This window comes from Brevundimonas subvibrioides (genome assembly GCF_027271155.1).
Classification (GTDB): domain Bacteria; phylum Pseudomonadota; class Alphaproteobacteria; order Caulobacterales; family Caulobacteraceae; genus Brevundimonas; species Brevundimonas subvibrioides_D.
This window is the reverse complement of the sequence record NZ_CP114542.1, coordinates 1,310,378-1,334,709: the sequence shown is the minus strand read 5'-3', so window position 1 is coordinate 1,334,709 and position 24,332 is coordinate 1,310,378. Positions and strand designations below refer to the sequence as shown.

Below are 24,332 nucleotides of genomic sequence, written 5' to 3'. Positions count from 1 at the left end.
GAGTGCGACTGAATCGCCCATGCCCGGCCAACCCGGCCGACGCACGTCGTTCGACAGGCGTTATCATTCGGCAACATGGGTCCATCGGCTCAGAGCAGACCACGGGCCCGGATCAGGTCGCGCACGAAGGCCGCCCGTTCGCGCGCCTTCGCAGCCTCGTCGGGAAGTCGGAGCAGGTAGGAGGGGTGAACCGTGACCATGGCGCGAGAACCGTCGGGCAATGGCAAAGGTTCCCCGCGCGTCTTCGTCACGGCGACCTTTTGATTCAGAACGGCAAACGCTGCGGTCGCGCCCAATGCGAGGGTCAGGCGAGGCCGCACGATCGCGCGCTCCTGATCCAGCCACCACCGGCACGCTGTGACCTCCCCCGCATTCGGCGTCTTGTGCAGCCTGCGTTGGCCGCGCGGCTCATGCTTGAAGTGCTTGACGGCATTGGTGACATAGACATCGGACCGATCGATGCCCGCCTCCTGAAGCGCGGCGTCCAGAACCTGCCCCGCCGGCCCGACAAAGGGGAGGCCCGCCAGATCTTCCTGATCCCCCGGTTGCTCGCCGACGATCATCAGCTTGGCACCTACGGGCCCCACGCCACAGACGCCCTGGGTCGCATCGCGCCACAGGGGACAGCGCCGACAGCCCTGGATCGCCTGACTGAGTTCGGTCGGGTCAGACGTGACCCGCCCGTCGTCCAGTCCGCCGAGGCGGGCGTCGGGCGCGACCGCTCCAGCAAGCTTGAGGTTGGGGGCTGACGGGGCGCGATCGACCATGGTCTCGGTCCGATCCCGCGACGCCGCGATCAACTCGGGGATCAGCGACGCCTCGGGCAGGTTCTTCCAGTACCGCCTGGGCATCTCGCCCTGCATGGTCTTCGTCTTCAGCCGGGCCGGATTGAAGGTCGAGGCATAGTAGGTCTTCCAGAACGCCTCCATCTCGTCATCCCGGGGGGCGTCCTCCGGCCTGGCACCGGGGCCGGTCGTCAGGGCCTCGCCGTCCCAGAACGCCGATCCTTCCGGCGTCAGGATCGACCACCGCATATTGGCGAACCGCCGCACGAAGAACGGCGCGGTTTTCTCCAGCACCCGGTGCGCCGGTTCGAACCAGGCGACATAGACGTCCCCGGGTTCTCCGCCCACCCCGGCGACGGCCGGAGCCTGGACCAACCGGAAACGGACGAAGGCCTTCATCTTGTGCGCGGCGCGACTGACGTTCCTGACCCGCTCAAGGGCGTCGGCGACGTCGGCATCCGACGTCACCTTCATCAGATCCGGTTCGTCCCTCAGCCGCCACAAGATGCGGTAAAGCAGGTCGAACCGGTCGGCCGAGCGATGCAGCATCACCTCGCGCGCCACATCGACGAAGGCCTTGGGGACGGTGAAGGCCGACTCTCGCGGCAGGTCGGACGGACCGGGCCCCTCGCCGTCGAACAGCGACCCCGAAGCCTCGCCACCCACGACCACGAACCGCGCCCCGGCCGGCTCGACCCCCGACAGTCGGAACCGCCGCGCGGCCTCGCGCCAGCCGTCGAAATCCGTCTCGTGGGCCAGTTCCGCAGTCGCCATCTCAGAACAAGCTCAGTTGCACCGCCTTCGGTTCCGGGACGAGCCGCGCCCGCAGATCGACAGCGTCCGTCAGGCCGCCGGGTGTCCAGTCCAGCGCCGTGATGAAGGGCCGGACCTTGTCGATGCCCCGGCACAGGCGCGCCACGTCTTCCAGCCTCAATGTCCGATATCTGCGGATCGAAATCATCCGGTTGACGGATTTCACACCCAGCCCCGGCACCCGCAACAGATCCTCGCGCGCCGCCGTGTTGACGTTCACCGGAAACCGCTCGCGCCGGTTCAGGGCCCAGGCCAGTTTCGGATCGATCGCCAGGTCCAGCATCCCGCCGGTCGTCGCCTCCCCGATCTCCGGCGGACTGAAGCCATAGAACCGCATCAACCAGTCGGCCTGGTAAAGCCGGTGCTCGCGCATCAGGGGCGGCTTCGACAACGGCAGGGCCGCACTTGAATCCGGAATGGGCGAGAAGGCGGAGTAATAGACCCGGCGCAGGCCATAGCCGCCGTACAGCGCCGCCGACCGGTCGATGATCTCGGTATCCGGGGCTCCGTCCGCGCCGATGATCAACTGGGTCGACTGGCCCGCCGGCGCGAACTTCGGCGGCCTGGCCCGGTCCTTCTTCTGGGGCCGCGCAGCCTCGACCGAGCGACGCACATCGGCCATCGCCTTCTTGATGACGCCGACGTCCTTCTGCGGTGCGAACCGGCCCATGGCCTCGTCTCGGGGAAGTTCGACATTGGCCGAAAGCCGGTCGGCATACAGCCCCGCCTGCTCGACCAGCTTCGGGTCCGCTTCAGGGATCAGCTTCAGGTGGATGTAGCCGCGAAAATCGTGCTCCTCGCGCAGCTTTTTCGCCACCAGAACCATCTGCTCCATCGTGTAGTCGCCCGAGCGGATGATGCCCGACGACAGGAACAGGCCCTCGATATAGTTCCGGCGATAGAAGTTCAGCGTCAGCTCGACCACCTCGTCCACGTTGAACCGCGCCCGCTGGACGTTCGAGGACGCCCGGTTGATGCAGTAGACGCAGTCGTAGATGCAGAAGTTGGTCAGCAGGATCTTGAGCAGGGAAACGCAGCGCCCGTCCGGCGTATAGGCGTGACAGATTCCCATCCCCTCGGTCGACCCGAGCCCCTTGCCGCCCTTCGAGTCGCGTTTCGACGTTCCCGATGAGGCGCAGGACGCATCGTATTTCGCCGCGTCAGCCAGAACCGACAGTTTCTTCCTGAGATCGAGCTGAGCCATATGTTGCCATTATGTTCTCATTCGACAACGCGATCGAGAGGCGTTCGGTCGCAGGCCTACCTCAGATAGTTCAGCAAGCTCACGTCGCGCAGCTGGCTGATGACCTGGGCGCTCGCCTGCACCGCGATCTGCGCCTGCTGAAGGTCCGTCACGGCCTTGGCCATGTCGGCGTCGGTGTGCTTGGACACCATCTCGTCCAGTGATTTCAGTTGCGCCGTGTGGCTCTGTCCGATCTGTTCGACCTGCTTCTGCAACGCGCCGTTGCGGGCCGTCGTGTCGATCGCCGAGGTTCTGGCCGCATCCAGCCGGGCCAGCTGGGTCGTCAGAAAGGCTTCCTGCGCATCCGTCGGCCGGCCCGTGAGCGGTCCTGTCAGGGGATTGTCGTTGTAAGCCTTGATGTCCTTGAAAATCTGGAAAATCGTGGAGCCCAGATCGCTGGCCAGGTAGCCGGTCTCCAGCGAGGTGTTTTCGGCCACCCGCGATACCGGCTTGATCGTGTCGTTGTTGAACGTGCTGGCGACGGTCGGGGCGGCGGCCAGGTCCGACAGGTTGGCCACGGACACCGGTTGCTGTGTCGTATTGGCGCCGCCGAACAGATATCCGCCCTGATGCCGCGTGTTCAGCCCCCCGGTCACCGAGGCGAAATGACTTTCCAGGTCCAGCATCAACGTGCTCGCCGAATCCGTGGAGAGGACACCGGCGATCGCTTCGCGAGCACCACCGACGCCGTCGATGACCCGGTTCAGTGCCAGGTCCTGGGCCTCCAGCCGCGCCCCGACGGTCTCGCCCGTGTCGAGAAAGCCCTGTACCCGGTTGGACGCGGCTTTCAGCGCCGTCACGGCCTCGGAGCTGCGACCGAAGCCGCTCAGGTCGGTGGCGTTCTTCTGCGTCGAGACGCGGTTGTTGGCATCGGCCTGCTGCTGCTGGGACGCCATCAGATTCAGCAGGGCCGACTGGTAGTTACCCGAGGTCGAAACGCGGTTCATCTCACCATCCCTACAAGCGTGTCATACATGTCCTGCGCCGCCTGGATCAGGCGGGCCGACGCATTGAAAGCCTGCTGATAGGTCGTCATCAGGACCAGCTCTTCATCCAGGTTGACGCCCTCATGGCTCGACTGCCGGGCGTCCGCCTCGGTGGCCAGAGCCTGGGCACTGGCCTGCCGCGTCTTGAGCGCCGCCGCCGTCCCGCCGATCTCGCCCGACAGCTCGGACGCATAGCGCGAGACCGACAGACTGCCGCCCGGACTGTTGCCGGCGGACGAGAATTTCGAGGCCACCTGACCTGCGTTGGCCAGCAGCAGCGCGCCCCGCCCGTCCCCCGCACTCAGGGCTGCGGTGCCCGCCGCCGCCGACAGGTTCAGCTGCGCCAGCGCCAGTTTCGACGGGCTCTGCTGGATATCCGTCCTGACCTTGAACCCGTCGGCGCGCGAGGCCCGGACGCCCCCGCCGATGCCGAACAGCTCCGTGACCGAGACGCCCGACGGCACCTGGGTGGTGGTGTCCCCGACCACGCTTAACTTGGGAGCGGGATCGCCGATCGGCGTGAACTTCATTTCGCCCGAGGCGTCCAGCGCGAAGCTGCCGTATCGCCCCACCCCTGTCGTCATGTCGTTCAGGGCGGTAATCAGCTCTCTGACGGTGCCGGTTCCGGCCGGCACGGCGACCTCGACATCGCGGATGCGCGACCCGGTCTCGCCGGCGATCCGCAAGGTCACCGTCTCGCCGGGCGTGAAGCCGTGCTGGGAGGTCGTGGTCAAACCGGCATCGAACAGCGCGGGACGGTCGGTCGAGACCAGGTCGTTCAGACCGAAATAGTGCGAGAAGCCCCGCCCGGCCTTGTTGCTGGGCGTGGTCGGATCGTCGGCGATGGCCACCCCGTTCGCGCCCGCCGCCGTGATCTTCAGCGACCCGTTGGTGAAGGTCGCCGTCGCCGCCCCGCCCAGGGCCGTATTCAGATCGGTCAGAAAGTTCGCGGGTGTCGAGGCCGTGCCATTGATCGTCAGGGTGGCTCCGGAAAACACGATGTCCGCCCGTGTCGTGAGCGCGCCCGTCGTCGGATTGACCACCGCGATCGTCGTCTTGCCGGTGAAGCCCGTCAGAGCGGTATCCAGCGCCTGTCCGACGTTGCGCCCGGTCAGGGTCGTCGGCGCGGGCACCGCAGCGTTCGCATTGTGCGCGCGGTTCAACTCATCGGCGACACGGGTGACCAGTTCGCCCAGTCGTTCGGCCGTCGCCGGGGCCTCCTTGTCCCGCAGTTCCAGCAGACCCTTGATTTCACCCGACTGCAGTCCGTCCGCCAGGGCGCGCTGCGTGCCGCCCTTTTCGATCACATAGATGTCGCCGAAGCTGCTCTCGGCATTGACCGTGCTCGCCCGCTGATACTCCAGCGTCGCCGCGCCGTTTCCGGCCAGCTGGATGCCGGCGCCGGTCCGGATCGACACCCCGCCGACCGAGCGCTGGCTGACCTGCACGTCCAGCAGGCTCGACAGTTCGTCCACCAGCCGCGCCTGTTGCGTCTGCGAGCCCGTCGCGTCGCCGTTCACCACCGTCGCCCGCGCGATTTCGGTGTTCAGCGTTTCGATCTGCTGCAGCAGGCCGTTGACCTTTTCGACCGCGGTCTGCACCCGGCCATCGGCGTCCTCGCGCACGGCCTGGATCTGGCGGGAAATGCGCGTCGCCTCATCGAATACGGCCTGGGTCTTGAATATCGTGTCCTGGCGGCGCGCGCCGGATGTCGGGCCCTCCGCACTGGCAGCGAAGGACGAGAATATTCCGTCGATCTGCGAGAAGAAGCCGCTGTCGCCACCGGGATCGCCGAACAGCGACTGGATGCGGTCATACAGTTCATAGCGCACACCCTGGCGCGCGGCCTCGGCCCCTGCATTCAGTGACGCGGCCTGCAGGAAGCGATCGGTGGCCAGCCGGATGCTCGCGACCTCGACGCCCGACCCGACCCCTTGCGTCGTCAGGGAATTCTGTTCGGCGATCTTGCGGATATAGCCGGGCGTGTTGACGTTCGAGACATTGTCCGAGACGACGCGCAGCTGCTGCTGGGCGGTCTGAAGCCCCGAATTGGCGATGTTCAGGATCGAGTTCAGGCTCATCCGATTAACCCTCCGCCCGGCAAGCCCTGCCCGGCCAGCGGCGCGTCTTGCCCAGCCGTCCTGGAGGGCGATCCCGCCAAGTCGTTGAAATCCCTCAGTCTGATACGTGACGCATCCATCATGGTGGATCAGGGGCGCAAGGGTCGGGCCAGTCGGAAAAAGCCCCGGCGGCACCGGGCAAGAATCGACTTCGACACGGCAAGAAGCGACGGGCCCAAACGCTGTCGCCCAGATACGGGAACGGGGATATTATCATTCAAAACAGGTAGTTGGACTCGATTCATATCGCTGGCCCAACCCTTGCGACGGACGATTTGAATGTTCCGGTGCAGCAGGCGCCCTCGACCTCCAGCTTGAATCGCCTGTCGTTCGCATGTCCGCTTCCGGTCTCGCCCCCGCGCCCGTCCTTGTGACGGCCCCGACCGCCGCCCCGTCGCGGCGATCCGCTCCCGTGCGCGCCGAGTCCCGGCCCGACACCTTCGCGACCGTTCTGGACGGAGCGACCGCGCCCGAGGCACCGCGTCCACCTGCCCGGCCCGGCAAGAGCCCCGAGACCGCCTCTGCCGACGGTGCGATCGAGAAGACGGACGAGGCTGGAACAGAAGCGAAGCCCGACCCGGCCGCGACCACCCCAGTTCCACTCATCGTCGCTCCACCCCTGCCGAAGATCGATACGGACGGCGCGGCGTCGCCATCGTCGGAGGATAGCCAGGCCTCCGCTTCACAGACTGTCTTGCTGCCTTTGCCCGCGCCGCCTGTGGAGGCCGTCGCTCCCCCTCCGGCCATGACCCTCCCCGCCCCGTCGGCCGCGCCGGTGGCAGCGCCTCTGCCCCTCCCGGAGGCCCGGACGACCGAGGCCCCTTCGGAAGACACGGCCACGTCGGCCGAGGCGGAGGCCTCTGACACCTCCCTGCTTCCCGTCCTTGATGAGGCACCGGCTGCGCCGCGCCTGCGTGACACGATCGAACAGGCGAAGACAGGCAACGCCGCTGCCGCTCATGGACCGTCGGATAACGGCCGGACCCCGGCCGGCGAGACCGATACGGGTGCGAGAGCTGCGAACGCATCGTCACCCGAGGGCAAGGCAACAGACGCCGCGGCCACCGCATCGAAGACCGCCACCGAACCCGCTTCGGCCGCCGTGACCCGGATCGACTCCGCCGAGCCCGCACAGACGCTCCAGAGCGCTACCCCGGCAGAGACCCGCGCGGCCCAGGCCGCCGCCGCCGCGACCCCGATGCTGTCCACCCTGTCCCAGGGTGCGATCTACGCCACGGCCCAGATCGCCGCCCAGATCGTCAAGAAGCTGGAAGGGCGTTCCACGCGGTTCGAGATGGCTCTGACCCCCGACGACCTCGGCCGTGTCGACGTCAGCCTGGACATCGATGCAGACGGTCAGCTGTCGGCCCGCCTGGCCTTCGACAATCCCCTGGCGGCCGCCGACCTGCGCGGGCGGGTCGATGAGTTGCGCCGTCAGCTGACCGACGCGGGCTTCACCGTCGCCGACGATGCCCTCTCGTTCGACCAGCGCGAGCCCTCGTCCGGTGCCGGCGGCTTCGATCGGGGTCATGACCGCAATCCGGCCCGCGCCTTCGGTGCCGCCTCGCGCCTCACTCTCGATGCGGAGGCAAGCCTCGTGCCCCCCCGCTGGATGTCTCTCACCCTGACGCCAGAGCGCGTCGATATGAAGGTCTGACCCCATGGTCGCCGCCATCACAGCCTCAGATGCCGCCGGCCGCACGACTGCGGCCCGCACCAGCCTGACCTCGAACTTCGAGACCTTCCTGTCTCTGTTGACGTCACAGCTGAAGAATCAGGACCCGCTGTCGCCCCTGGACTCCAACCAGTTCACCCAGCAGCTGACCCAGATGTCGGGGGTCGAGCAGCAACTGCTGACCAACGACCTGCTGACCAGCCTTCTGGCGACACAGCAGGGGGGGCTCGGCGGCGCATCCGACTACATCGGCAAGGACGCCACGGCCGTCTGGTCCGCGACCAGGCTGGAAGGCGGCAAGGCGAACTGGAGCTATGAGCTGGGGACCTCGGCCTCCGAGGCGACGCTCAGCGTGATCGACGGCTCCGGCAAGACGGTCTGGACCGGACCCGCCCCCGACCGTTCATCCGGCACCCACGACTTCGCCTGGAACGGCAAGACCACGGCGGGCGGCCAGTTGCCCGACGGGGGTGTCTATTCGCTGAAGGTCACAGCCAAGAGCGGCACCAACGACGTGCAGGCCCAGGTCCTGACCAGAGGCACGGTCACCGGCGTCGAGATGGCGGACGGCAAACCCTACCTGACCATCGGCGCATCCCTGGTGCCCCTGTCCTCCGTCATCGGGCTCAAGGCACGGCCTGCAACATGATTGCCGTTCACTCAAATCTTATTCGCGTTTTGTAAGGAGCCCACTCCGTGAGCATCAACTCTGCCCTCATTGCCGGTGTGTCCGGCCTGTCCGCCAACGCCGCCGCCATGGCTGCGATCTCCCAGAACATCGCGAACGTGAACACGGTAGGCTACAAGCGCACCGCCGCCGAGTTCTCGACCGTGTTCAACGCCCAGAGCCAAGGCGTGGGCTACTCCGCCGGTGGCGTCCTGGCCAATACGCGCAACTTCATCTCCCAGGGCGGTCAGCTGCAACGCACCACGTCGAACACCGACCTCGGCATCTCGGGTCAGGGCTTCTTCGTCACCACCGAAAAAGCCGAAGGCCTCGATCCCGCCGACCCTCGCCTGTTCACCCGTGCGGGGGCCTTCCGGGTCGATAACTTCGGCTATCTGAAGAACACCGCAGGCCTGTATCTGCAGGGCTGGCCGGTGAACGCCGATGGCAACATCCCGACGGACGCATCGGACCTGGGCAAGCTGACCTCGATCAACGTCGGATCCGTCGGCGGCACGGCACAGGCCACGACCCGGGCCCAGCTGAACGCCAACCTGAAATCCAGCCAGGCCGTCTCGGCCAGCATTGCCACCTACTCCACCGCGACCAAGTCGATGTCGACCTACAGCGCGACGGCCGGCACGGGCTTCAAGCCCGATTACCAGATCACCATGCCCGTCTCGGACTCCAAGGGCGGTCAGCGCACCGTGGCCTATTCATTCCTCAAGACCGCCAATCCCAACGAATGGCAGGTCGAGGTCCATGCCGTTCCGGCCAGCGACGTCGACAACGGCTCGACGCCGGCGAACGGCATTCTGAAGTCCGGGCTCGTCCTGTTCACCCAGGACGGTCGCCTCGACGTCGCCGCCATGAAGGCGCGGGAAATCGCCACCCCGGGCTCCATGCTGTTTGCCGATCCTTCGGCCGCCTCCATCACCCTCGCCGCGTCCGATGCGGCAGCGGGCACCGCGGCCGCACCGAAGTGGAAAACCTCGCTGGGGATCGACGATCAGACCGTTACGTTCGACCTCACGGCGGCTTCCGGCGGCCTGACCCAATATGACTCGGATTCCATCGTCCAGTCCGTCGTCACCAACGGCACCGCCTTCGGCAACCTGTCGAACATCGACATCGACGAGGAAGGCTATGTCACCGCCATCTTCGACAACGGCGTGACCCGCCGGATCGCCCAGGTCGCACTGGCCACCTTCGTCAGCACCGACAGTCTGGCCTCGGCCACCGGCAACGCCTATCGCGTCAGCCAGGGGTCCGGCACCTACAGCCTGAAGACGCCCGGCGCGGGCGGGGCGGGCCTGATCGGTGCGTCACAGCTGGAGGCCTCGACCGTCGACCTGTCGGCCGAGTTCACAGGCCTGATTACCACCCAGCGCGCCTACTCCGCATCGTCCAAGATCATCACCACGGCCGACGAGATGTTGGCCGAACTGATCAACATCAAACGCTGATCTTCAAGTAACGGTCCGTTAGCGTGAATGAATCGCATGTCTAGATTGGGTAAGAACCGTCGGCTGGGGGGAAATGGATTTTATCCATTCCTTCACCACGACGCTAAACCGGCCCTTAGCGGCGCCGGGCTACATTCACCCTCAATCGGTAGTGGTGAATGAGGCAAAAGCCCATGTTGCAAGAACGCAGAGTCAACAAAGAGGGCGAGCAGTATGTCGTCGGTCCGACGGGCACGCCCCTGACGATTCGCGATCTGCCGCCCGCCAACACGGATCGCTGGGTGATCCGTCGCAAGGCCGAAGTCGTCGCTGCCGTTCGCGGTGGCCTGCTCAGCCTCGACGACGCCCTGACCAAATACCGCCTCACAGCCGAGGAGTTCCTCGCCTGGCAGAAGGCGATCGACAAATGGGGCATGCAGGGCCTGCGCACCACGCGGATCCAGAACTACCGCTCCTGAAGGTCCTCTCCCGAAACCACGACGACGGCCGCGCCTGGCAACGGGGGCGGCCGTTGTCGTTTTCGGCCCGGCCTCGAAATCCGGGCCCATCCGCTCTATATGCGCCCGATGACGCTGGCCGAGCCCCTCTGCGCGATCCCCGATATCGCCGCGCCTGACATGGACGCGGCGATCGCCTCGGCACGCGCGGCGGTCGGCCTGCCGCTCGGGTCGCGCATCGTCGCGGCCATGTCGGGCGGGGTGGACTCCACTGTGGTCGCCGCCTTGCTGCACAAGGCGGGCTACGATGTCGTCGGCGTCACGCTCCAACTCTACGACCATGGCGCAGCCCTGAAGAAGAAGGGGGCCTGCTGCGCGGGTCAGGACATCCACGACGCCCGCCTCGCCGCCGAAATGCTGGGCATTCCGCACTATGTGCTCGATTACGAAAGCCGCTTCCGCGACGCCGTCATCGACCAGTTCGCCGACAGCTATCTGAAGGGCCAGACGCCTGTCCCCTGCATCCGCTGCAATCAGACGGTCAAGTTCCGCGACCTGCTCGACGTCGCCCGCGACCTGGGGGCCGCCGCCATGGCTACGGGTCACTATGTCGGCCGCGCCGTCGCCGCCGACGGCCGCGCGCAGATGCGCAAGGCGATCGACCCCTCGCGCGACCAGTCCTATTTCCTGTTCGCAACCACGCGCGACCAGCTCGACTATCTGCGCTTCCCGCTGGCCGGTCTGGAGAAGCCCGCCGTGCGCGGCGTCGCGGCCGGGCTGGGCCTGCGCATCGCCGCCAAGCCCGACAGCCAGGACATCTGTTTCGTCCCTTCGGGCGACTACCGGACCCTGATCGATCGTCTGCGCCCGCAGGGCCGCGAAGCCGGCGAGATCGTGCACATGGACGGCCGCGTACTCGGCACTCACGCCGGCATCACCGACTACACCATCGGCCAGCGCCGGGGCCTGAACGTCGCCGTGGGCGAGCCGCTGTTCGTCACCAAACTGGACCCCGACACCCGTCGCGTCATCGTCGGCCCGCGCGAGGCCCTGCTGACCGCCTCCCTGACCCTGGACGAAACCAACTGGCTCGGCGACGAAGCCTCCATCGAAGCCGCCGCCGAGGCCGGGACCCCCGTTCTCGCCCGCGTCCGCTCGACCCGCCCGCCCTCTCCCGCCCGCCTGACGCGTCAGGACGGCACGATCTCGATCGTCTTCGAGACGGGCGAGGAAGGGGTCGCCCCCGGCCAGGCCTGCGCCCTCTACGACCCGGCCGACCCCGATCGCCTGCTGGGCGGCGGCTTCATCGCCAGCACGACGGCCTGCGTTGTCTGACGACCTCGCCACGCGGCCGGGCCTGCCCGAACCCTACCGCTACCTTCTGGCCGACCTGCCCCGCGAACGCTGGCATGGGCATGAGATCGCCGCCATGGCGCGCTTCTGGCTGCAGATGCATGCCGGCTTCCGTTGCGAGGTCGCCCGGATGGACGCCCTGATCGACCAGTGGCGCAGCGGAACCCTCGCCCTGCCCGACCTGCACCGACAGCTGATCCCGACATTGCAGGGCTTCCTCCAGCACCTGGAAGGCCACCACAACATCGAGACCCACCACTATTTTCCGACCATGCGTCGGGTGGAGCCCCGCATCGGTTCAGGCATCGATCTGCTGGACCGCGACCATGACGTCATCCACGGCCACCTGGAAAGCCTGTTCCAGACCGGCCTGGCCTTCCATCAGGGTATCAGTGCCAAGGCATCGACAGCCGGCGACGCGGCCGCTCGCCTTGGCGACGCACTCGACGCGGCGGGTCCGGTGCTGGGTCGCCATCTGGAGGACGAGGAGGATATCGTCGTCCCTCTCATCACGCGCCACGCGCAGGTGTTCAGCGGTTAGGCCGCCTCTTCGCCGACCGTCTCCCGCGGCAGGACCTCGCCCACCGTGGGGCAGTTCTCGGCGCGGGTCAGCTTGATGTCGCGGCGGTTGACGATCTCGCCGCAGCAGCCGCAGGCGATGCGCGGTTGCAGCGAGTGACCACAGGTCTCGTGGATCATGTCGAACCCGGCGACCTCCTTGTCGTAGACGTGCCTGGAGCCCCAGCCGTAGAGGCTGACCAGCACGTCCGACAGATCCCGGCCCTTGGCCGTCAGGACATATTCGTTCCTTGGCGGCCGCTCGGAATACAGCACCGGCTCCAGCACCCCGTGCTGCACCAGCGTCTTCAGCCGCGCGGCCAGCACATTGCGGGCCACGCCCAGCCGTTCCTGCCACTGCTCGAACCGCTTCACGCCCTGAAAGGCGTCACGGATGACCAGCAGCGTCCACGGATCGCCGATGACTTCCAGCGTCGCGGCGATCGAGCAGCTCTGGCGTGAATAGTCGGCTGTACGTCCCATGACCGGAAAATGACGTCGCGTCAGGCTTTTGGCAAGAGGGTTGCCAAAAGGAACCCAGTCCGTCAGTCTTGTTTGGCAACGAACCTCTCGATCCGTCGTGGCGTTCCTGCATTCCCAACTTCCCGGGCGGGGGCTACGGCTTCCGCCCGTTTCTTCCGGACAAAGCCCATGTCGCAGCAAACGCTCGCTGAAGCCCTGTCGCTGACGTCGGGCACGGACGGCAGCCTGTGGGCGCAGCTCACCAGCGATTTTTCCAATGCCCCCCTGGCCATGGACCCGACCCGGGGCGCGCCGTTCGGTGGATTGATGGCGGCCCTGGCAGCGCGCGCGGCGCGAGAGGGGCTGGCCATTGCGCCGCCGCTGCAGACCCTGACGGTCCAGTATCTGGCCGCCGCCCGTTTCGAGACCTGCGCCTTCACCCCGACACTGCTGCGCGGCGGCCGGAACGTCGCCTTTGCCCGTATCGACGCGGGCCAGCCCGACCGCTCCGCCCTGTCGGCCCTCGCGACTTTCGGCACCGTCTCGCACGGAGAGACGATCAAGCCCCTGAGCGCTCCGCTCACCCCGTTCGACGCTCTGGACGCCACGCCCGTCGATCCCGCCCTGGCGCCCTGGTTTACCCGCTATATCGAGCACAGGTTCGACGGCGGGCCGCGCCTGTATCAGCAGAACCCCGTCACGGACCCGACCCTGCGTCTGTGGATGCGCACCACCGATCACAAGCCGCTCGACGAACTGGACCTGTGTTTCCTGCTGGATGGCATCTTTCCGTCCTATATGACCGTCCTGCCCGCCCCGCCGATCATCTCGGCCAGCGTCGACCTGCGCTACGATTTCATCGAGCCCCTGACGCCGGACACCTCGCCCGAGGGCTGGGCGGTCTTCCAGTTCACCGTCCGCGATCTGGGTGGCGGTTGGGCTCTGGACGACGGCATCGCCTTCTCGCCCTCCGGCCAGCCTCTCGCCCTCGCCCGTCAGCGCCGCAAACTGGCACCCCGGCGGCCCCCGCGCGAAATCGCCCCGGACTGAGCCGCGCTCAACCAGCGAGGAACCGCGGTCCGGGCAGTAGCGCCCCGACCCTTTTGCGCTCAAGTAGCGAGGAACCGCGTTCCGAGCGGTAGCGCCCCTTCAAGAAAATGCGCTCAAGTAGCGAGCGACCGCGTCGTTGGCGTCGCGCGGTCCGCAGGAGCCAGGATCATGTGCAACAACTATGCGATGAAGGTTTCGCCGGCGACGCTGATGGCCAGCTTCGCCGACGCTGCGATCCCGATGCTGTTTCCGGAAGGCGCCCCCAACGCAGAGCCCACCGCGTCCGTTCGCCCGACCGATCCGGCCCTGCTGATCCGTGGCGATGGGACAGGCAAGGCGACCCTGACCACCGTGCGCTGGGGCCTGCCGCCGACCGCGCCGAAGCGCCCCCTGCTGATCAATATACGCAGCGAGGGCCGCAGCTTCACGACCGGCCGGGCGCTCGTCCCCGCCAGCTGGTTCTACGAATACACCGGCACGAAATACCCGAAGACGAAATGGACCATCGCCCCCTTGGACGGCGACTTCATCACCTTCGCCGCCCTGTGGAAGCCGACACCCGAAGGCCCTCGCTTCAGCCTGCTGACCGTGGATGCGGGTCCCGACATCGTGGCCACCCATGACCGCCAGCCCGCCGTCGTCGAACCCCGGGACTGGGCGGCCTGGCTGGACGAGCGGGTGCGCGCGCCGCATCTGAGGCCCTCGCCGATGAGGCAGTTCCGGGTGTTCGAGTCGGCGGTGGGGTAAGGCGGAACAACGCGACGTCGTTCTCCCTCCCCCTCGCAATCCCCCTCGCCCGGCGCTAAATCCATCGCATCGAAACCGAGAACCGCACCATGTCCGATCCCGTCGTCATCGTCTCCTTTGCCCGGACGCCCATGGGCGGGTTCCAGGGTGCTCTGAGCGGGGTCAAGGCGACCGAGCTGGGGGCCACCGCCGTCAAGGCCGCCGTCGAACGTGCCGGTCTCGATCCAGCGAAGATCGAGCAGATCTACATGGGCTGCGTCCTGCCCGCCGGTCTCGGCCAGGCCCCCGCCCGCCAGGCCGCGATCGGTGCCGGTCTCGGCCAGCACGTCGAGGCGACCACGGTCAACAAGATGTGCGGTTCGGGTCTGCAGGCCGTGATGATGGCCTCCGACAGCCTCGCGGCGGGCAGCGCCGATGTCATCGTCGCGGGTGGCATGGAATCGATGACCGGTGCCCCCTACCTGATGACCAAACACCGTGGTGGCGCCCGTATCGGCCACGATGTCATCGTCGACAGCATGTATATGGACGGGCTGGAGGACGCCTATACGCCCGGCAAGCTGATGGGGAATTTCGCCGAAGATTCGGCCCGGACCTATCAGCTCACGCGCGAGGCCCAGGACGCCTATGCCCTCGAAAGCCTCAACCGCGCGCTGAAGGCGATCGAAACCGGAGCGTTCGAGGCCGAGATCACCCCGGTCGAGGTCGCGGGCCGCAAGGGCACCGTCACGGTCAGCCAGGACGAACAGCCGGGCAAGGCCATGCCGGAAAAGATCCCGACCCTGAAGCCGGCGTTCAGCAAGGACGGCACCATCACTGCCGCCAATGCCTCGTCGATCTCCGATGGTGCCGCTGCCCTCGTCATGACGCGCGAGAGCATCGCCAAAGCTCTGAACCTGCCCATTGTCGCCCGCATCGTCAGCCACGCCGCCCACGCCCATGAACCCGGGCTGTTCACGACCGCCCCTGTGCCGGCCATGCAAAAGGCGTTGAAGAAGGCCGGCTGGTCGGTCGAGGACGTCGATCTGTGGGAGATCAACGAGGCCTTCGCCGTCGTCCCCATGATCGCCATGCAGGAGATGGGCATCGACCACGCGAAGTTGAACGTGAATGGCGGCGCGACGGCCCTGGGCCATCCCATCGGTGCCTCGGGTGCCCGCGTTCTGACCACCCTGATTTCAGCCTTGCAGAACCGGGCCAAGTCGAAGGGGATGGCGTCCCTGTGCATCGGCGGCGGAGAAGCCGTCGCCCTCGCGGTCGAGATCGCCTGACCCCATGACCCTGGATCGTCGTACCCTCCTGGGCGTCGCCGCCTTCGCCTCCGCCGCTCCGGCCCTGACACCGGTGTCCGCATCTGCGCAAACCCGGACGCCCGCCGTCGCCCCGCCCGACCCGACCGAGGTCGTCCGCCTGTGGCCCAACGGCGCTCCGGGTGGCGAGACCGTCACCGTCACCCCGATCGTGCCCGAACGCTCGACCGATCCGGCCTTCCACGACCGCTTCGCCCAGTACACCACCGACCCGATCCTGACCGTCATGCGGCCGGCAACCCCGAACGGGGCCGCCCTGCTGCTGATACCGGGCGGCGGTTACCGATGGGCCGTGGTGGACAAGGAGGGTCTGGACGTCGCCCGGGTCTTTGCGGCCGCCGGAGTCACCTGTTTCGTCCTGCGCTATCGCCTGCCCGCCGACGGCTGGACGGCCGGTCCGAACGCGCCCCTGCAGGACGCCCAGCGCGCCATGCGTCTGATCCGCGCCCACGCCGCCGACTACGGCATCGACCCGGCCCGGATCGCCAGCCTCGGCGGTTCGGCGGGGGGGCACCTGGCCGGTCTGCTGGCCGCCCGCCGCGACGCAACCTACGACGCCGTCGATGCCGCCGACGCCGCCTCCTTCCGCCCCGACCTGAACGTCCTGCTCTACCCCGTCGTCACCATGGCCGACCCCTTCGCCCATGCCGGATCGCGCGAGTTGCTGCTGGGGGCCTCCCCGACGCCCGAACAGATCGCCGCCTGGTCGCTGGAGCAGATGGACTGGTCCGGCGTGGCCCCCACCGTCCTGATCCATGCGCTGGACGATACGTCCGTGCCGGTCGAGAACAGCCTGAACCTGCTGGCCACCCTGCGGGCCGCAGCCGTCATGACCGAGGCCCATCTGTTCCAGGAGGGCGGTCACGGCTTCGCCATTCGCCTGATCGCCGGAAAGCCCGCCGCCGTCTGGCCGGAGCTGGTCCAGGCGTTCGGATCGCGCAACGGCTGGCTCGCCAGCTGACGCGTTGCTATTCTGTTCCGCTCATGTCACGCCTTCATCCGGCGGCTTTCCGGGAGACACGAACGATGCGACAGGACGGAAAAATCGACTACCTCGAACTGCCCGCCACGGATTTGCCCGAGACCAGGGCCTTCTACGAAGGCGCCTTCGGCTGGACCTTCCAGGATTACGGCCCCAGCTACGTCGGCTTCAATGAGGGCCTCGACGGCGGCTTCGACGCCGATGCGGCGGACCGCGCAAAGGCCCCTCTGCCGATCCTCTATGCCCACGATCTGGAGGCCATGCTGACCCGAGTCGAGGCGGCCGGCGGCCGGATCGTCAAGCCGATCTACGCCTTCCCCGGCGGGCGGCGATTCCACTTCGTCGACCCCTCCGGCAATGAGCTCGCCGTCTGGTCCGGGAACGGATGAAATCCTGCGGCGACTGCGGCCTTTGCTGCAAGCTGATGGGCGTCACCGCCCTCGGCAAGCCCGCGGGCCGCTGGTGCCGCCATTTCGGCAAGACCAGCGGCTGCGCCATCTACGACGACCGCCCGAACGACTGCCGCGCCTTCAACTGCCTGTGGCTGCTGACCGATGCGCTGGACGAGACCTGGAAACCTTCCACGGCCGGCTTCGTCCTGCACAGCGAGAACGGCGGTCAGCGTCTGATCGTCGAATGCGACGCCGCCCGCCCCCACGACTGGCGACGGGATCCCTACGAAGCCCGGCTCCGCCTCTGGGCTGCCGCCGACGGGCAGGAGGTGCTGGTCTTCGCCGGAAAGCGGGGCGTCCGGCTCGGCGCGACCGACACGGCCGTCCGCCGCGCCTGAGGTCTCAGCGCGCGTCCACCGATTGACCGATCTGCTCGGCCAGCAGCCGGTCCGCCCCCTCCAGGCTGGTGATCCAGACGTGGATTTCCTGCGGTGCCGTGGTCCGGGTGAACAGGTGCTCCAGCGCCACGCGTCGACCGTCCTCGTTCGCCACGATCGAGGCCCGACCGCCCGCCTCGACCATCTCGCCCGAGTAGATCGGGAACTGTGAGGCCGAGCCGGTATAGACCATCACGAACGGCTGCCCGCCCCTCCGGATCGTATAGACGTTGAAATCCGGCCCCGGCCGCCCCGTGGTGATCGAGAAGCCGGTCGGCAGGGTGACGGTGAACGGCAGGGCCGCGACGGCCCGGGCATCCAGGGCCACAGGTGCCGGCGGGGGCGGCTCGACCGGGGCCACAACGACCTCCTCGACCGGGGCGGTGGCCGGGGTCGTGCTGACGGAGGGTGCAGGGGTCGCCACGGGTCGAGGCGCGGCGGTGGTGCCGGACGAAACCGGAGCGCGGAGCGGCGCAGCGGTCGACGTCGGTGCAACCGTGGTCGCGGGCGATGGCCCGGAAGGGGTCGTGGCAGCGCCCCGCCCTGGCGTCGAGGGCGGGGCCGGCCGGACCGACGGAGACGCGCTGCCGGATACCGAGGGACTGGTCGCGGCGCGCGGCACGGGCTGGGTCGCCGCAGGACCATTCGATGCGGGCGCGGGCGTCGGAGCGGGCGTCGTCGACCGCGGCGCGACGGCGGCGGCAGGCGGCGCGCCGTTCAGCATCCGGGTCAGATCGCTGGCACTCGTGGCGGGCGCGGTCTGCTGGGCGATCAGGGCGAGGGCGGCGAGGAGATGCAACATGGCTGCGACCATCGCGCCTCAGCCGCCGAACGGCAAGCTCCGCAGCACATAGGCTACCGCCGCCACGCTGACCGAGCCCGCCAGGCAAAGCCCGACGAACCAGGCCAGCTTCTTCCACAGCGGCCCGGTCGCCTCGTCGCCGTCGGGCGGGGGGACAGGATCAATGATGATAGCCGGCCTCCTCGTCGATCTTGCCGCGGAACACCCAATAGACCCATCCGGTGTAGGCCAGGATCAGCGGCAGGATCGCCACCGTCCCGACCAGCATCAGGCCGAGGGCGTTCAGCGGAGCCGCTGCCTGCCGAAAGTTCAGCGCATAGGGCACGATATAGGGCGCGAACCCCGCCGCCAGACCCAGATAGCCGGACAGAAAGACCAGCATCGCGCCGACGAACGGCCAGCGATGCGACCCCCGACGCGACATCACGAACACCAGCGCCAGCCCGGCCAGCCCCAGCAGCGGGATCGGCAGCAGCGGCAGCAGGATGCCCCAGTCGAGGGCGAACCCGTCTTTCAGATCGAACCCCCAGCGCGCCGCGACGCGCGGGTGGATCAGCAGGGTCGCCACGCTGACAGCCCCCAGAAGCACCGTCACGACCAGCGCGCTGATGCTGGTCCAGCGCCTGGCGTCGCCGTGCAGATTGTCCTTGGTCTTCATCATCAGCCAGGCCCCGCCCAGCAGGGCGTAACCGGCTACCAGACCGGCCGCGACCAGCAGCGTATAGGGCGTGAACCAGTCGAAGGGCCCGCCGGCGAAGCGCTCGTTGCGCACCGTCACGCCCTGGATGAAGCCTCCGAGGACCAGCCCCTGCGCCACCGCCGTCAGGATCGAGCCGCCCGCGAACATCTGGGTCCAGAACTTGCGGCCTCGAAGCCTCGCCCGGAACCGGAACTCGAACGCCACGCCCCGCAGCACCAGCCCCGCCAGCATCAGCAGGATCGGCAGATACAGCGCCGGCATCAGAACCGAATAGGCCAGCGGAAACGCGGCCAGCAGCCCGCCGCCGCCCAGCACCAGCCAGGTCTCGTTCCCGTCCCAGACGGGGGCGATGGTGTTCATCATCACGTCCCGCTCTTCCTTCGATCGGGCGAAGGGGAACAGGATGCCGATGCCCAGATCGAACCCGTCGAGCGTTACATAGAGCAGCACCGCGACGGCGATCAGCCCGGCCCAGATCAGGGGAAGGTCCAGGCTCATGACACCACTCCGCGCACGCCGCCGTCGCCACTGTCATCGGGGGTCGTGTTTTCCGGGGCCTTGGCCATGGGTGTCCCCGGCGGCCGCTGCCCGCGCGGCGGCGGCTCGGTCCTGGCCGCGACCGGTCCTTCCGCCATCAGGCGCAGAATGAAGATGGCACCCGCGGTGAAGACGATCGAATAGACGATGATGTAGGCGATCAGCGACGTCGCGACCTGGCTGGTCACCACCGGCGATACGGCGTCGCGCGTCTTCAGCACGCCATAGACGATCCACGGCTGGCGCCCGACCTCGGTCACCATCCATCCCGCCAGCACGGCCAGAAAGCCGGAGGGTCCCATGGCGACGGCGAAGCGCAGGAACCACGGACTGTCGAACAGGCGACGCCGGACGATCAGAACCGCGCCCCACAGGCCCAGACCGATCATCAGCAGGCCCAGACCCACCATGATCCGGAACCCGAAGAAGGGAATGAAGGGCGGCGGTTGGTCCTCGCGCGCCCAGCTGTCCAGCCCCTTGATGACCTCGTCCCTGGGCACGCCCTGGATCAGGTTGCCGATGCCGGGAATGGAGACCTCGAAATGGTTCTTCTGTGCATCGCGGTCGGGGATGCCGAACAGATGCAGGGGCTGGTCCGCCCGGGTTTCCCAATAGCCCTCGATCGCGGCCGTCTTGGAGGGCTGGTATTTGTGCGTGATCTCGCCCGAGGCGTGTCCCGCCACCAGTTGCAGCGGGGCCAGTACCGCGATCAGCCCGACCGCCATGGTCAGCGAGATGCGGCTTTCGCTCCAGCCCTTGGTGACGACCCCGGCCGCACGATCCTTCAGCAGCCGGAAGGCGGATGCGGCACCCACGACCAGCCCGGTCGTGAGGAACGCCGCCAGCATCATGTGCGCCAGCCGCGAGGGCAGACTGGGGTTGAAGATCACGGCCATATAGTCGACCGCCTCCAACCGTCCGTCCGCCATGATCTGGAACCCCTGGGGCGTCTGCATCCAGCTGTTGGCCGACAGGATCCAGAAGGCCGAGATCGACGTTCCGATCGCCACCAGCACCGTGGCGGTGAAGTGCAGCTTCGGCCCCACCTTCTTCCAACCGAACAGCATGACGCCCAGGAACGAGGCCTCCAGGAAGAAAGCTGTCAGGACCTCATAGGCCAGCAGCGGCCCAATCACGCCGCCCGTCAGGCGAATGAACTCCGACCAGTTGGTGCCGAACTGGTAGCTGAGCACGACCCCCGACACGACGCCCATGCCGAAGCTGAGCGCGAAGATCTTCACCCAGAACAGATACAGCGTCTTGAACGCCTCGCGCCTGGTCCACAGCCACAGCCCTTCCAGCACCGCCAGATAGGCCGCCAACCCGATCGTGAAGGCGGGGAACAGAATGTGGAAGGCGATGGTGAAGGCGAATTGAAGTCGCGACAGCAGCAGGGCGTCGAAGTCCACGGGCGCGTTCCTTCATGACCACAGAGAACGTCAGGCTTGGCACCTTCTTCTCCTCCAGGTCCATACGGCAACGCATCGCGCGACGGTGCGTCGCACGAATTCATCGGATGATGATTATTTGGGTCGACGTCGACGGCACGGCACCTGACCGGTGACGTCCGTTCTGATCTCCTTCAGGCGGCGGGCAGTTCGATCCAGAAGGTTGCACCCTCGCCCGGCCTGGACTCCACGCCGATCGATCCGCCCTGCAGTTCGATGAGGCGCTTGGCCAGGGCCAGGCCGATGCCGTGGCCTTCGACCGTCGTTCGCTCCAGGCCCAGGCGGTTGAAGGGCTCGAACAGCTGGGCCTGCTTCTCGGGCGTCAGCCCCGGCCCGCGATCCGCGACCTCGATGCGGACGCCGTCGTAAATCCGGCGGGCACGCAGCACGAGACTCCCGCCGGAGCTGGCGTACTTCACCGCATTGGTAGCCAGGTTGTCGATGACCTGTGCCAGTCGCTGCGAATCCGCGATAGCGATCAGCCCGTCACCCTCGCACTGCACACTGACGGACAGGGCGCGTGCCTCGGGTCGCAGCACGGTCGCGGCGCGAATGTCTTCAAGAATGCCTGGCACGTCGGTGAGCCGAAGCTCGACCTTCACGGCTCCGGACTCGGCACGGGCGACATCCAGCAGATCATGCGACAGCGCCTCAACCTGACGTGCGGTCTTGACCAGCATGGCCGCCATTTCGGCCTGGGTCTGGGTCACCGGGCCCAGCTGTCCGCTGGACCACAGGTCGCCGATGCCGATGATACCGCCGATCGGGCTCTTGATCTCGTGCGCGACATTGGCCAGCAGTCGCGACTTGGCCGCCGACGCCCGTTCGGCGCGAAGCTGCCCTGCCCTCGCGCGCTCGGACAGGCGGTCCCGCTCTTCCAGCAGCGAGGCGACGAGCACAATCGGCACATAGCCGAACAGGATCGTCAGTTGGACAATCACCGCACGCTCGGCCAACGGTGTGTCCAGGTGCGACGACGGACCCAGTCCCGCCATCATCGAACCGACGGCGGCGACCGCCACCAATACCAGCGCCGCCGTCACGCCGGGCACCCTCAGCCGGGCCGCGATCAGGATCAGTATGGGAATGACGGCAAAGCTGATCGGCAGCGCCACAAAGAAATAGACGACGACGCAGGTGCCGGCCAGAAGCGTGAAAAGCCCGACGGTTTCGGCGACCCGGAGGGGTTCGAGCATCGACTGAAGCTGGCGCTTCTCGAAGCCCAGAACGAACGGCGCGACGACGGCCAGACCCAGCGCATGACCGAACCACCAGGTCTGGAAGCTCATCAGGAACGGCGCGCCGTGGATCGCCAGCAAGACCGAGGCGACAATCAATCCGGCCGCGATGGGCGCGACGATCGCGGCCCAGAAGATGAAGCGCGAGGCTCCGCCGACGGAGGCCAGGTTCAGCGTCGGTGCGAACCGGCGGGCCAACAGAACGGCCACGACGATCTCGATCATATTGGCCGCGGTGAACCACACCGCCAGGGTCGGGGTGTTCCCGGCCAGGAACTCTCCCGCCAGTATGCCGAGCGCCACCAGGGCGCCGAAACTCAAATCGAAACTGGTCCCTCGACCACTTCGCAGCCATACGCCGACCGCCAGACCATTGGCCGCCCACAATGCTGCGACCAGGCCGGCCGTCCTCGCCGTCGTGACGGCCAGGATGACCAGCACCGCGACGCCGAGCACGGTCAGCATGGGGGCCAGGGGCTGGGCGAACAGGCTCGCGGCCGTCGTCACGGCCTGGCGAACGGTCACACCGGGTGCCTCGCTGAACTCCAGATCGGTCGCGCCAAGGGCGCGGGCATTGGCCATGGGGGAAAAACTCGGGGGGAGGCGACAGCCACCCTTCAACCACAAGCTTCCTAATATCCCCTGAAGTCAGCGCGATGTGGCCATGAGCGCAGCGAATGCGCGAACGGCGGCCGCTTCCCCCTCCGGATGCGCCCAGACCCCGGCGCTGACCGCGAGGAAGTCCGCCCCGGCTGCGACCAGGCCGGCGGCGTTGTCCGCGGTTATGCCGCCGATCGCGACCGAGGGGATCTCCATGACCTCCTGCCAGATCGTCAGGATTTCGGGATCGGGTCGATGCTCCGTCTGCTTGGTGCTCGTCGGAAAGAAGGCCCCGAAGGCCACATAGTCGGCCCCGGCCTCAGCCGCTTCCATCGCCAGGTGGCGGCTGTCGTGACAGGTCGCGCCGATCATCGCCGACTTGCCCATGATCCGACGTGCCGACGCGACCGAGGCGTCCGATTGTCCGACGTGGACTCCATCGCAGCCCAGCGCGGCCGCCAGATCGGGGCGGTCGTTCAGAATGACGGCCACGCCCCGCCCCTGGGCCAGCGGTGCGAGGCGCCGGACGGCCGCCGTGATCGCCGCATCATCGGCCGGCTTCAAGCGGATCTGCACGGCCGCGACGGGGCCTGCGTCCAGTGCGCGCTCCAGTCGCGCGGCGAAGGCGTCCAGATCGTCGATGGTGGATGGCGTGATCAGATAGAGCTGGCAGCGAGGGACGGACATCCGTGGGAGGTGCGTCAACGCGGCCCGGCCGTCAACCGCGCGCCTGTTGCGAACGCGTTGCAATCGCCAGAACACCTGCTACAGAGAACCAATCGCAACTGGCCGACAGGATCGCCTGCCTTGTACGTCTGCAACTGCAATGGTCTTCGCCAGCGCGACGTCGCCCGCGCCATCGAGGCCGGTGCCACCCGCCCCGCCGATGTTTTCCAGCGCAACCAGTGCAGCGCCCAGTGTGCTAAATGCGTCTGCGAGATGCGCCAGATGATTCAGGACAGCCGCGACTCCTTCGCCCTGGCCGCCGAATAGTCCGGCCCGAACACGAAGGAACCGAGCCATGAAGGGCGATCCCGCGATCATCCGCAGCCTGAATGCGGTGCTGACCAACGAACTGACGGCCGTGAACCAGTATTTCCTGCATGCGCGCATGTTCGAAAGCTGGGGCCTGAAACACATGGGCCAGATCATCTACGACGAATCGATCGGCGAGATGAAGCACGCCGACAAGCTGATCAAGCGCGTCCTGTTCCTGGACGGCCTGCCCAACATGCAGGACCTGCACAAGCTCAAGATCGGCGAGAACGCGGTCGAATGCCTGGGGGCCGACCTGCAGCTGGAACTGGGCGGACGCGCCACCCTGCTGGCCGCCGTCGCCCAAGCGGAGCAGTTGTCCGACTATGTCAGCCGGCAGATCTTCATGGAGATCCTGGCGGACACCGAGGAGCACATCGACTTCCTCGAGGCCCAGTTCAAGCTGATCGAACAACTGGGCGAGCAGAACTATCTGCAGTCGGCCATGACCGAGATCGCGCCGGACAAGTCCGCCACCGGCGGCTGAGC

The 24,332-nt window shown here is 67.3% G+C and carries 24 protein-coding genes; 14 read left to right on the top strand and 10 right to left on the bottom strand.

Annotation, left to right across the window (positions count from 1 at the left end; translation table 11 throughout):
- Window positions 1–89: 89 nt before the first annotated feature.
- The 4 genes from O3139_RS06660 to flgK are packed head-to-tail and all read right to left on the bottom strand — an operon-like array spanning window position 90 to window position 5,908.
- The gene (locus O3139_RS06660; protein ID WP_269516221.1) at window positions 90–1,559 is read right to left on the bottom strand and encodes a UdgX family uracil-DNA binding protein; all 1,470 of its coding nucleotides are present in this window, start codon (window positions 1,557–1,559) and stop codon (window positions 90–92) included.
- A 1-nt stretch (window position 1,560) separates the two neighbouring features.
- Window positions 1,561–2,802 (bottom strand): putative DNA modification/repair radical SAM protein, encoded by a 1,242-nt coding sequence (locus O3139_RS06655; protein ID WP_269516220.1) that lies wholly within the window; start codon window positions 2,800–2,802, stop codon window positions 1,561–1,563.
- A gap of 56 nt (window positions 2,803–2,858) precedes the next feature.
- A complete protein-coding gene (locus tag O3139_RS06650; RefSeq protein ID WP_269516219.1) occupies window positions 2,859–3,788 on the bottom strand; it encodes a flagellin in 930 nt (309 codons plus the stop codon).
- Window positions 3,785–5,908 (bottom strand): flagellar hook-associated protein FlgK, encoded by a 2,124-nt coding sequence (flgK, locus tag O3139_RS06645; RefSeq protein WP_269516218.1) that lies wholly within the window; start codon window positions 5,906–5,908, stop codon window positions 3,785–3,787. The genes O3139_RS06650 and flgK overlap by 4 nt, the downstream gene beginning before the upstream one ends.
- A gap of 373 nt (window positions 5,909–6,281) precedes the next feature.
- Here flgK and O3139_RS06640 point away from each other — a divergent pair, with 373 nt between their 5' ends.
- From O3139_RS06640 to O3139_RS06615, 6 genes are all read left to right on the top strand, one after another.
- Window positions 6,282–7,604: a flagellar hook-length control protein FliK gene (locus O3139_RS06640; protein WP_269516217.1), complete on the top strand. Its 1,323-nt coding sequence runs from the start codon at window positions 6,282–6,284 to the stop codon at window positions 7,602–7,604.
- A 4-nt stretch (window positions 7,605–7,608) separates the two neighbouring features.
- Window positions 7,609–8,271, top strand: a complete 663-nt coding sequence (locus tag O3139_RS06635; protein WP_269516216.1) for a flagellar hook assembly protein FlgD — start codon at window positions 7,609–7,611, stop codon at window positions 8,269–8,271.
- 47 nt (window positions 8,272–8,318) lie between these two features.
- Window positions 8,319–9,755: a flagellar hook-basal body complex protein gene (locus O3139_RS06630; protein WP_269516215.1), complete on the top strand. Its 1,437-nt coding sequence runs from the start codon at window positions 8,319–8,321 to the stop codon at window positions 9,753–9,755.
- A gap of 173 nt (window positions 9,756–9,928) precedes the next feature.
- Window positions 9,929–10,213, top strand: coding sequence for a DUF1153 domain-containing protein (locus O3139_RS06625; protein WP_013268860.1), 285 nt, complete (start codon window positions 9,929–9,931; stop codon window positions 10,211–10,213).
- A gap of 108 nt (window positions 10,214–10,321) precedes the next feature.
- The gene (mnmA, locus tag O3139_RS06620; protein ID WP_420022342.1) at window positions 10,322–11,527 is read left to right on the top strand and encodes a tRNA 2-thiouridine(34) synthase MnmA; all 1,206 of its coding nucleotides are present in this window, start codon (window positions 10,322–10,324) and stop codon (window positions 11,525–11,527) included.
- On the top strand, window positions 11,520–12,086 hold the full coding sequence (locus tag O3139_RS06615; RefSeq protein ID WP_269516214.1) for a hemerythrin domain-containing protein: 567 nt from the start codon (window positions 11,520–11,522) through the stop codon (window positions 12,084–12,086). Before mnmA ends, O3139_RS06615 begins: the two co-directional genes overlap by 8 nt.
- Here the strand turns inward: O3139_RS06615 and O3139_RS06610 are convergent.
- Window positions 12,083–12,586: a winged helix-turn-helix transcriptional regulator gene (locus tag O3139_RS06610; RefSeq protein WP_269516213.1), complete on the bottom strand. Its 504-nt coding sequence runs from the start codon at window positions 12,584–12,586 to the stop codon at window positions 12,083–12,085. The two genes, O3139_RS06615 and O3139_RS06610, sit on opposite strands and share 4 nt — an antisense overlap.
- A gap of 168 nt (window positions 12,587–12,754) precedes the next feature.
- Here O3139_RS06610 and O3139_RS06605 point away from each other — a divergent pair, with 168 nt between their 5' ends.
- From O3139_RS06605 to O3139_RS06580, 6 genes are all read left to right on the top strand, one after another.
- Window positions 12,755–13,615 (top strand): acyl-CoA thioesterase, encoded by an 861-nt coding sequence (locus O3139_RS06605; protein WP_269516211.1) that lies wholly within the window; start codon window positions 12,755–12,757, stop codon window positions 13,613–13,615.
- Between the two features lie 168 nt (window positions 13,616–13,783).
- Entirely contained in the window at window positions 13,784–14,362 is a 579-nt protein-coding gene (locus tag O3139_RS06600; protein ID WP_269516210.1) for an SOS response-associated peptidase, read from the top strand.
- Window positions 14,363–14,451: 89 nt separating this feature from the next.
- Complete coding sequence (locus O3139_RS06595) at window positions 14,452–15,633, top strand: thiolase family protein (protein ID WP_269516208.1); 1,182 nt, start codon at window positions 14,452–14,454, stop codon at window positions 15,631–15,633.
- Between the two features lie 4 nt (window positions 15,634–15,637).
- Complete coding sequence (locus O3139_RS06590) at window positions 15,638–16,633, top strand: alpha/beta hydrolase (protein ID WP_269516207.1); 996 nt, start codon at window positions 15,638–15,640, stop codon at window positions 16,631–16,633.
- Window positions 16,634–16,698: 65 nt separating this feature from the next.
- Window positions 16,699–17,043 (top strand): VOC family protein, encoded by a 345-nt coding sequence (locus O3139_RS06585; RefSeq protein WP_269516206.1) that lies wholly within the window; start codon window positions 16,699–16,701, stop codon window positions 17,041–17,043.
- The gene (locus O3139_RS06580) at window positions 17,040–17,444 is read left to right on the top strand and encodes a YkgJ family cysteine cluster protein (protein WP_269516205.1); all 405 of its coding nucleotides are present in this window, start codon (window positions 17,040–17,042) and stop codon (window positions 17,442–17,444) included. The genes O3139_RS06585 and O3139_RS06580 overlap by 4 nt, the downstream gene beginning before the upstream one ends.
- Window positions 17,445–17,448: 4 nt before the next feature.
- Here O3139_RS06580 and O3139_RS06575 read toward each other — a convergent pair whose 3' ends face one another.
- The 5 genes from O3139_RS06575 to thiE form a co-directional block, all read right to left on the bottom strand.
- Entirely contained in the window at window positions 17,449–18,285 is an 837-nt protein-coding gene (locus O3139_RS06575) for a hypothetical protein (protein WP_269516204.1), read from the bottom strand.
- Between the two features lie 160 nt (window positions 18,286–18,445).
- Window positions 18,446–19,483: a cytochrome d ubiquinol oxidase subunit II gene (cydB, locus tag O3139_RS06570; protein ID WP_269516203.1), complete on the bottom strand. Its 1,038-nt coding sequence runs from the start codon at window positions 19,481–19,483 to the stop codon at window positions 18,446–18,448.
- Window positions 19,480–20,931 carry a cytochrome ubiquinol oxidase subunit I gene (locus O3139_RS06565; RefSeq protein ID WP_269516202.1) on the bottom strand — a complete coding sequence of 484 codons (1,452 nt, stop codon included), beginning with the start codon at window positions 20,929–20,931 and terminating at the stop codon, window positions 19,480–19,482. Before O3139_RS06565 ends, cydB begins: the two co-directional genes overlap by 4 nt.
- A gap of 173 nt (window positions 20,932–21,104) precedes the next feature.
- A complete protein-coding gene (locus O3139_RS06560) occupies window positions 21,105–22,790 on the bottom strand; it encodes a sensor histidine kinase (protein WP_269516201.1) in 1,686 nt (561 codons plus the stop codon).
- A 66-nt stretch (window positions 22,791–22,856) separates the two neighbouring features.
- Window positions 22,857–23,495: a thiamine phosphate synthase gene (thiE, locus tag O3139_RS06555; protein ID WP_269516199.1), complete on the bottom strand. Its 639-nt coding sequence runs from the start codon at window positions 23,493–23,495 to the stop codon at window positions 22,857–22,859.
- A 120-nt stretch (window positions 23,496–23,615) separates the two neighbouring features.
- Here thiE and O3139_RS06550 point away from each other — a divergent pair, with 120 nt between their 5' ends.
- Window positions 23,616–23,801 (top strand): (2Fe-2S)-binding protein, encoded by a 186-nt coding sequence (locus tag O3139_RS06550; protein ID WP_269516198.1) that lies wholly within the window; start codon window positions 23,616–23,618, stop codon window positions 23,799–23,801.
- Between the two features lie 28 nt (window positions 23,802–23,829).
- A complete protein-coding gene (gene bfr / locus O3139_RS06545; RefSeq protein WP_269516197.1) occupies window positions 23,830–24,330 on the top strand; it encodes a bacterioferritin in 501 nt (166 codons plus the stop codon).
- The last annotated feature ends 2 nt before the right edge of the window (window positions 24,331–24,332 follow it).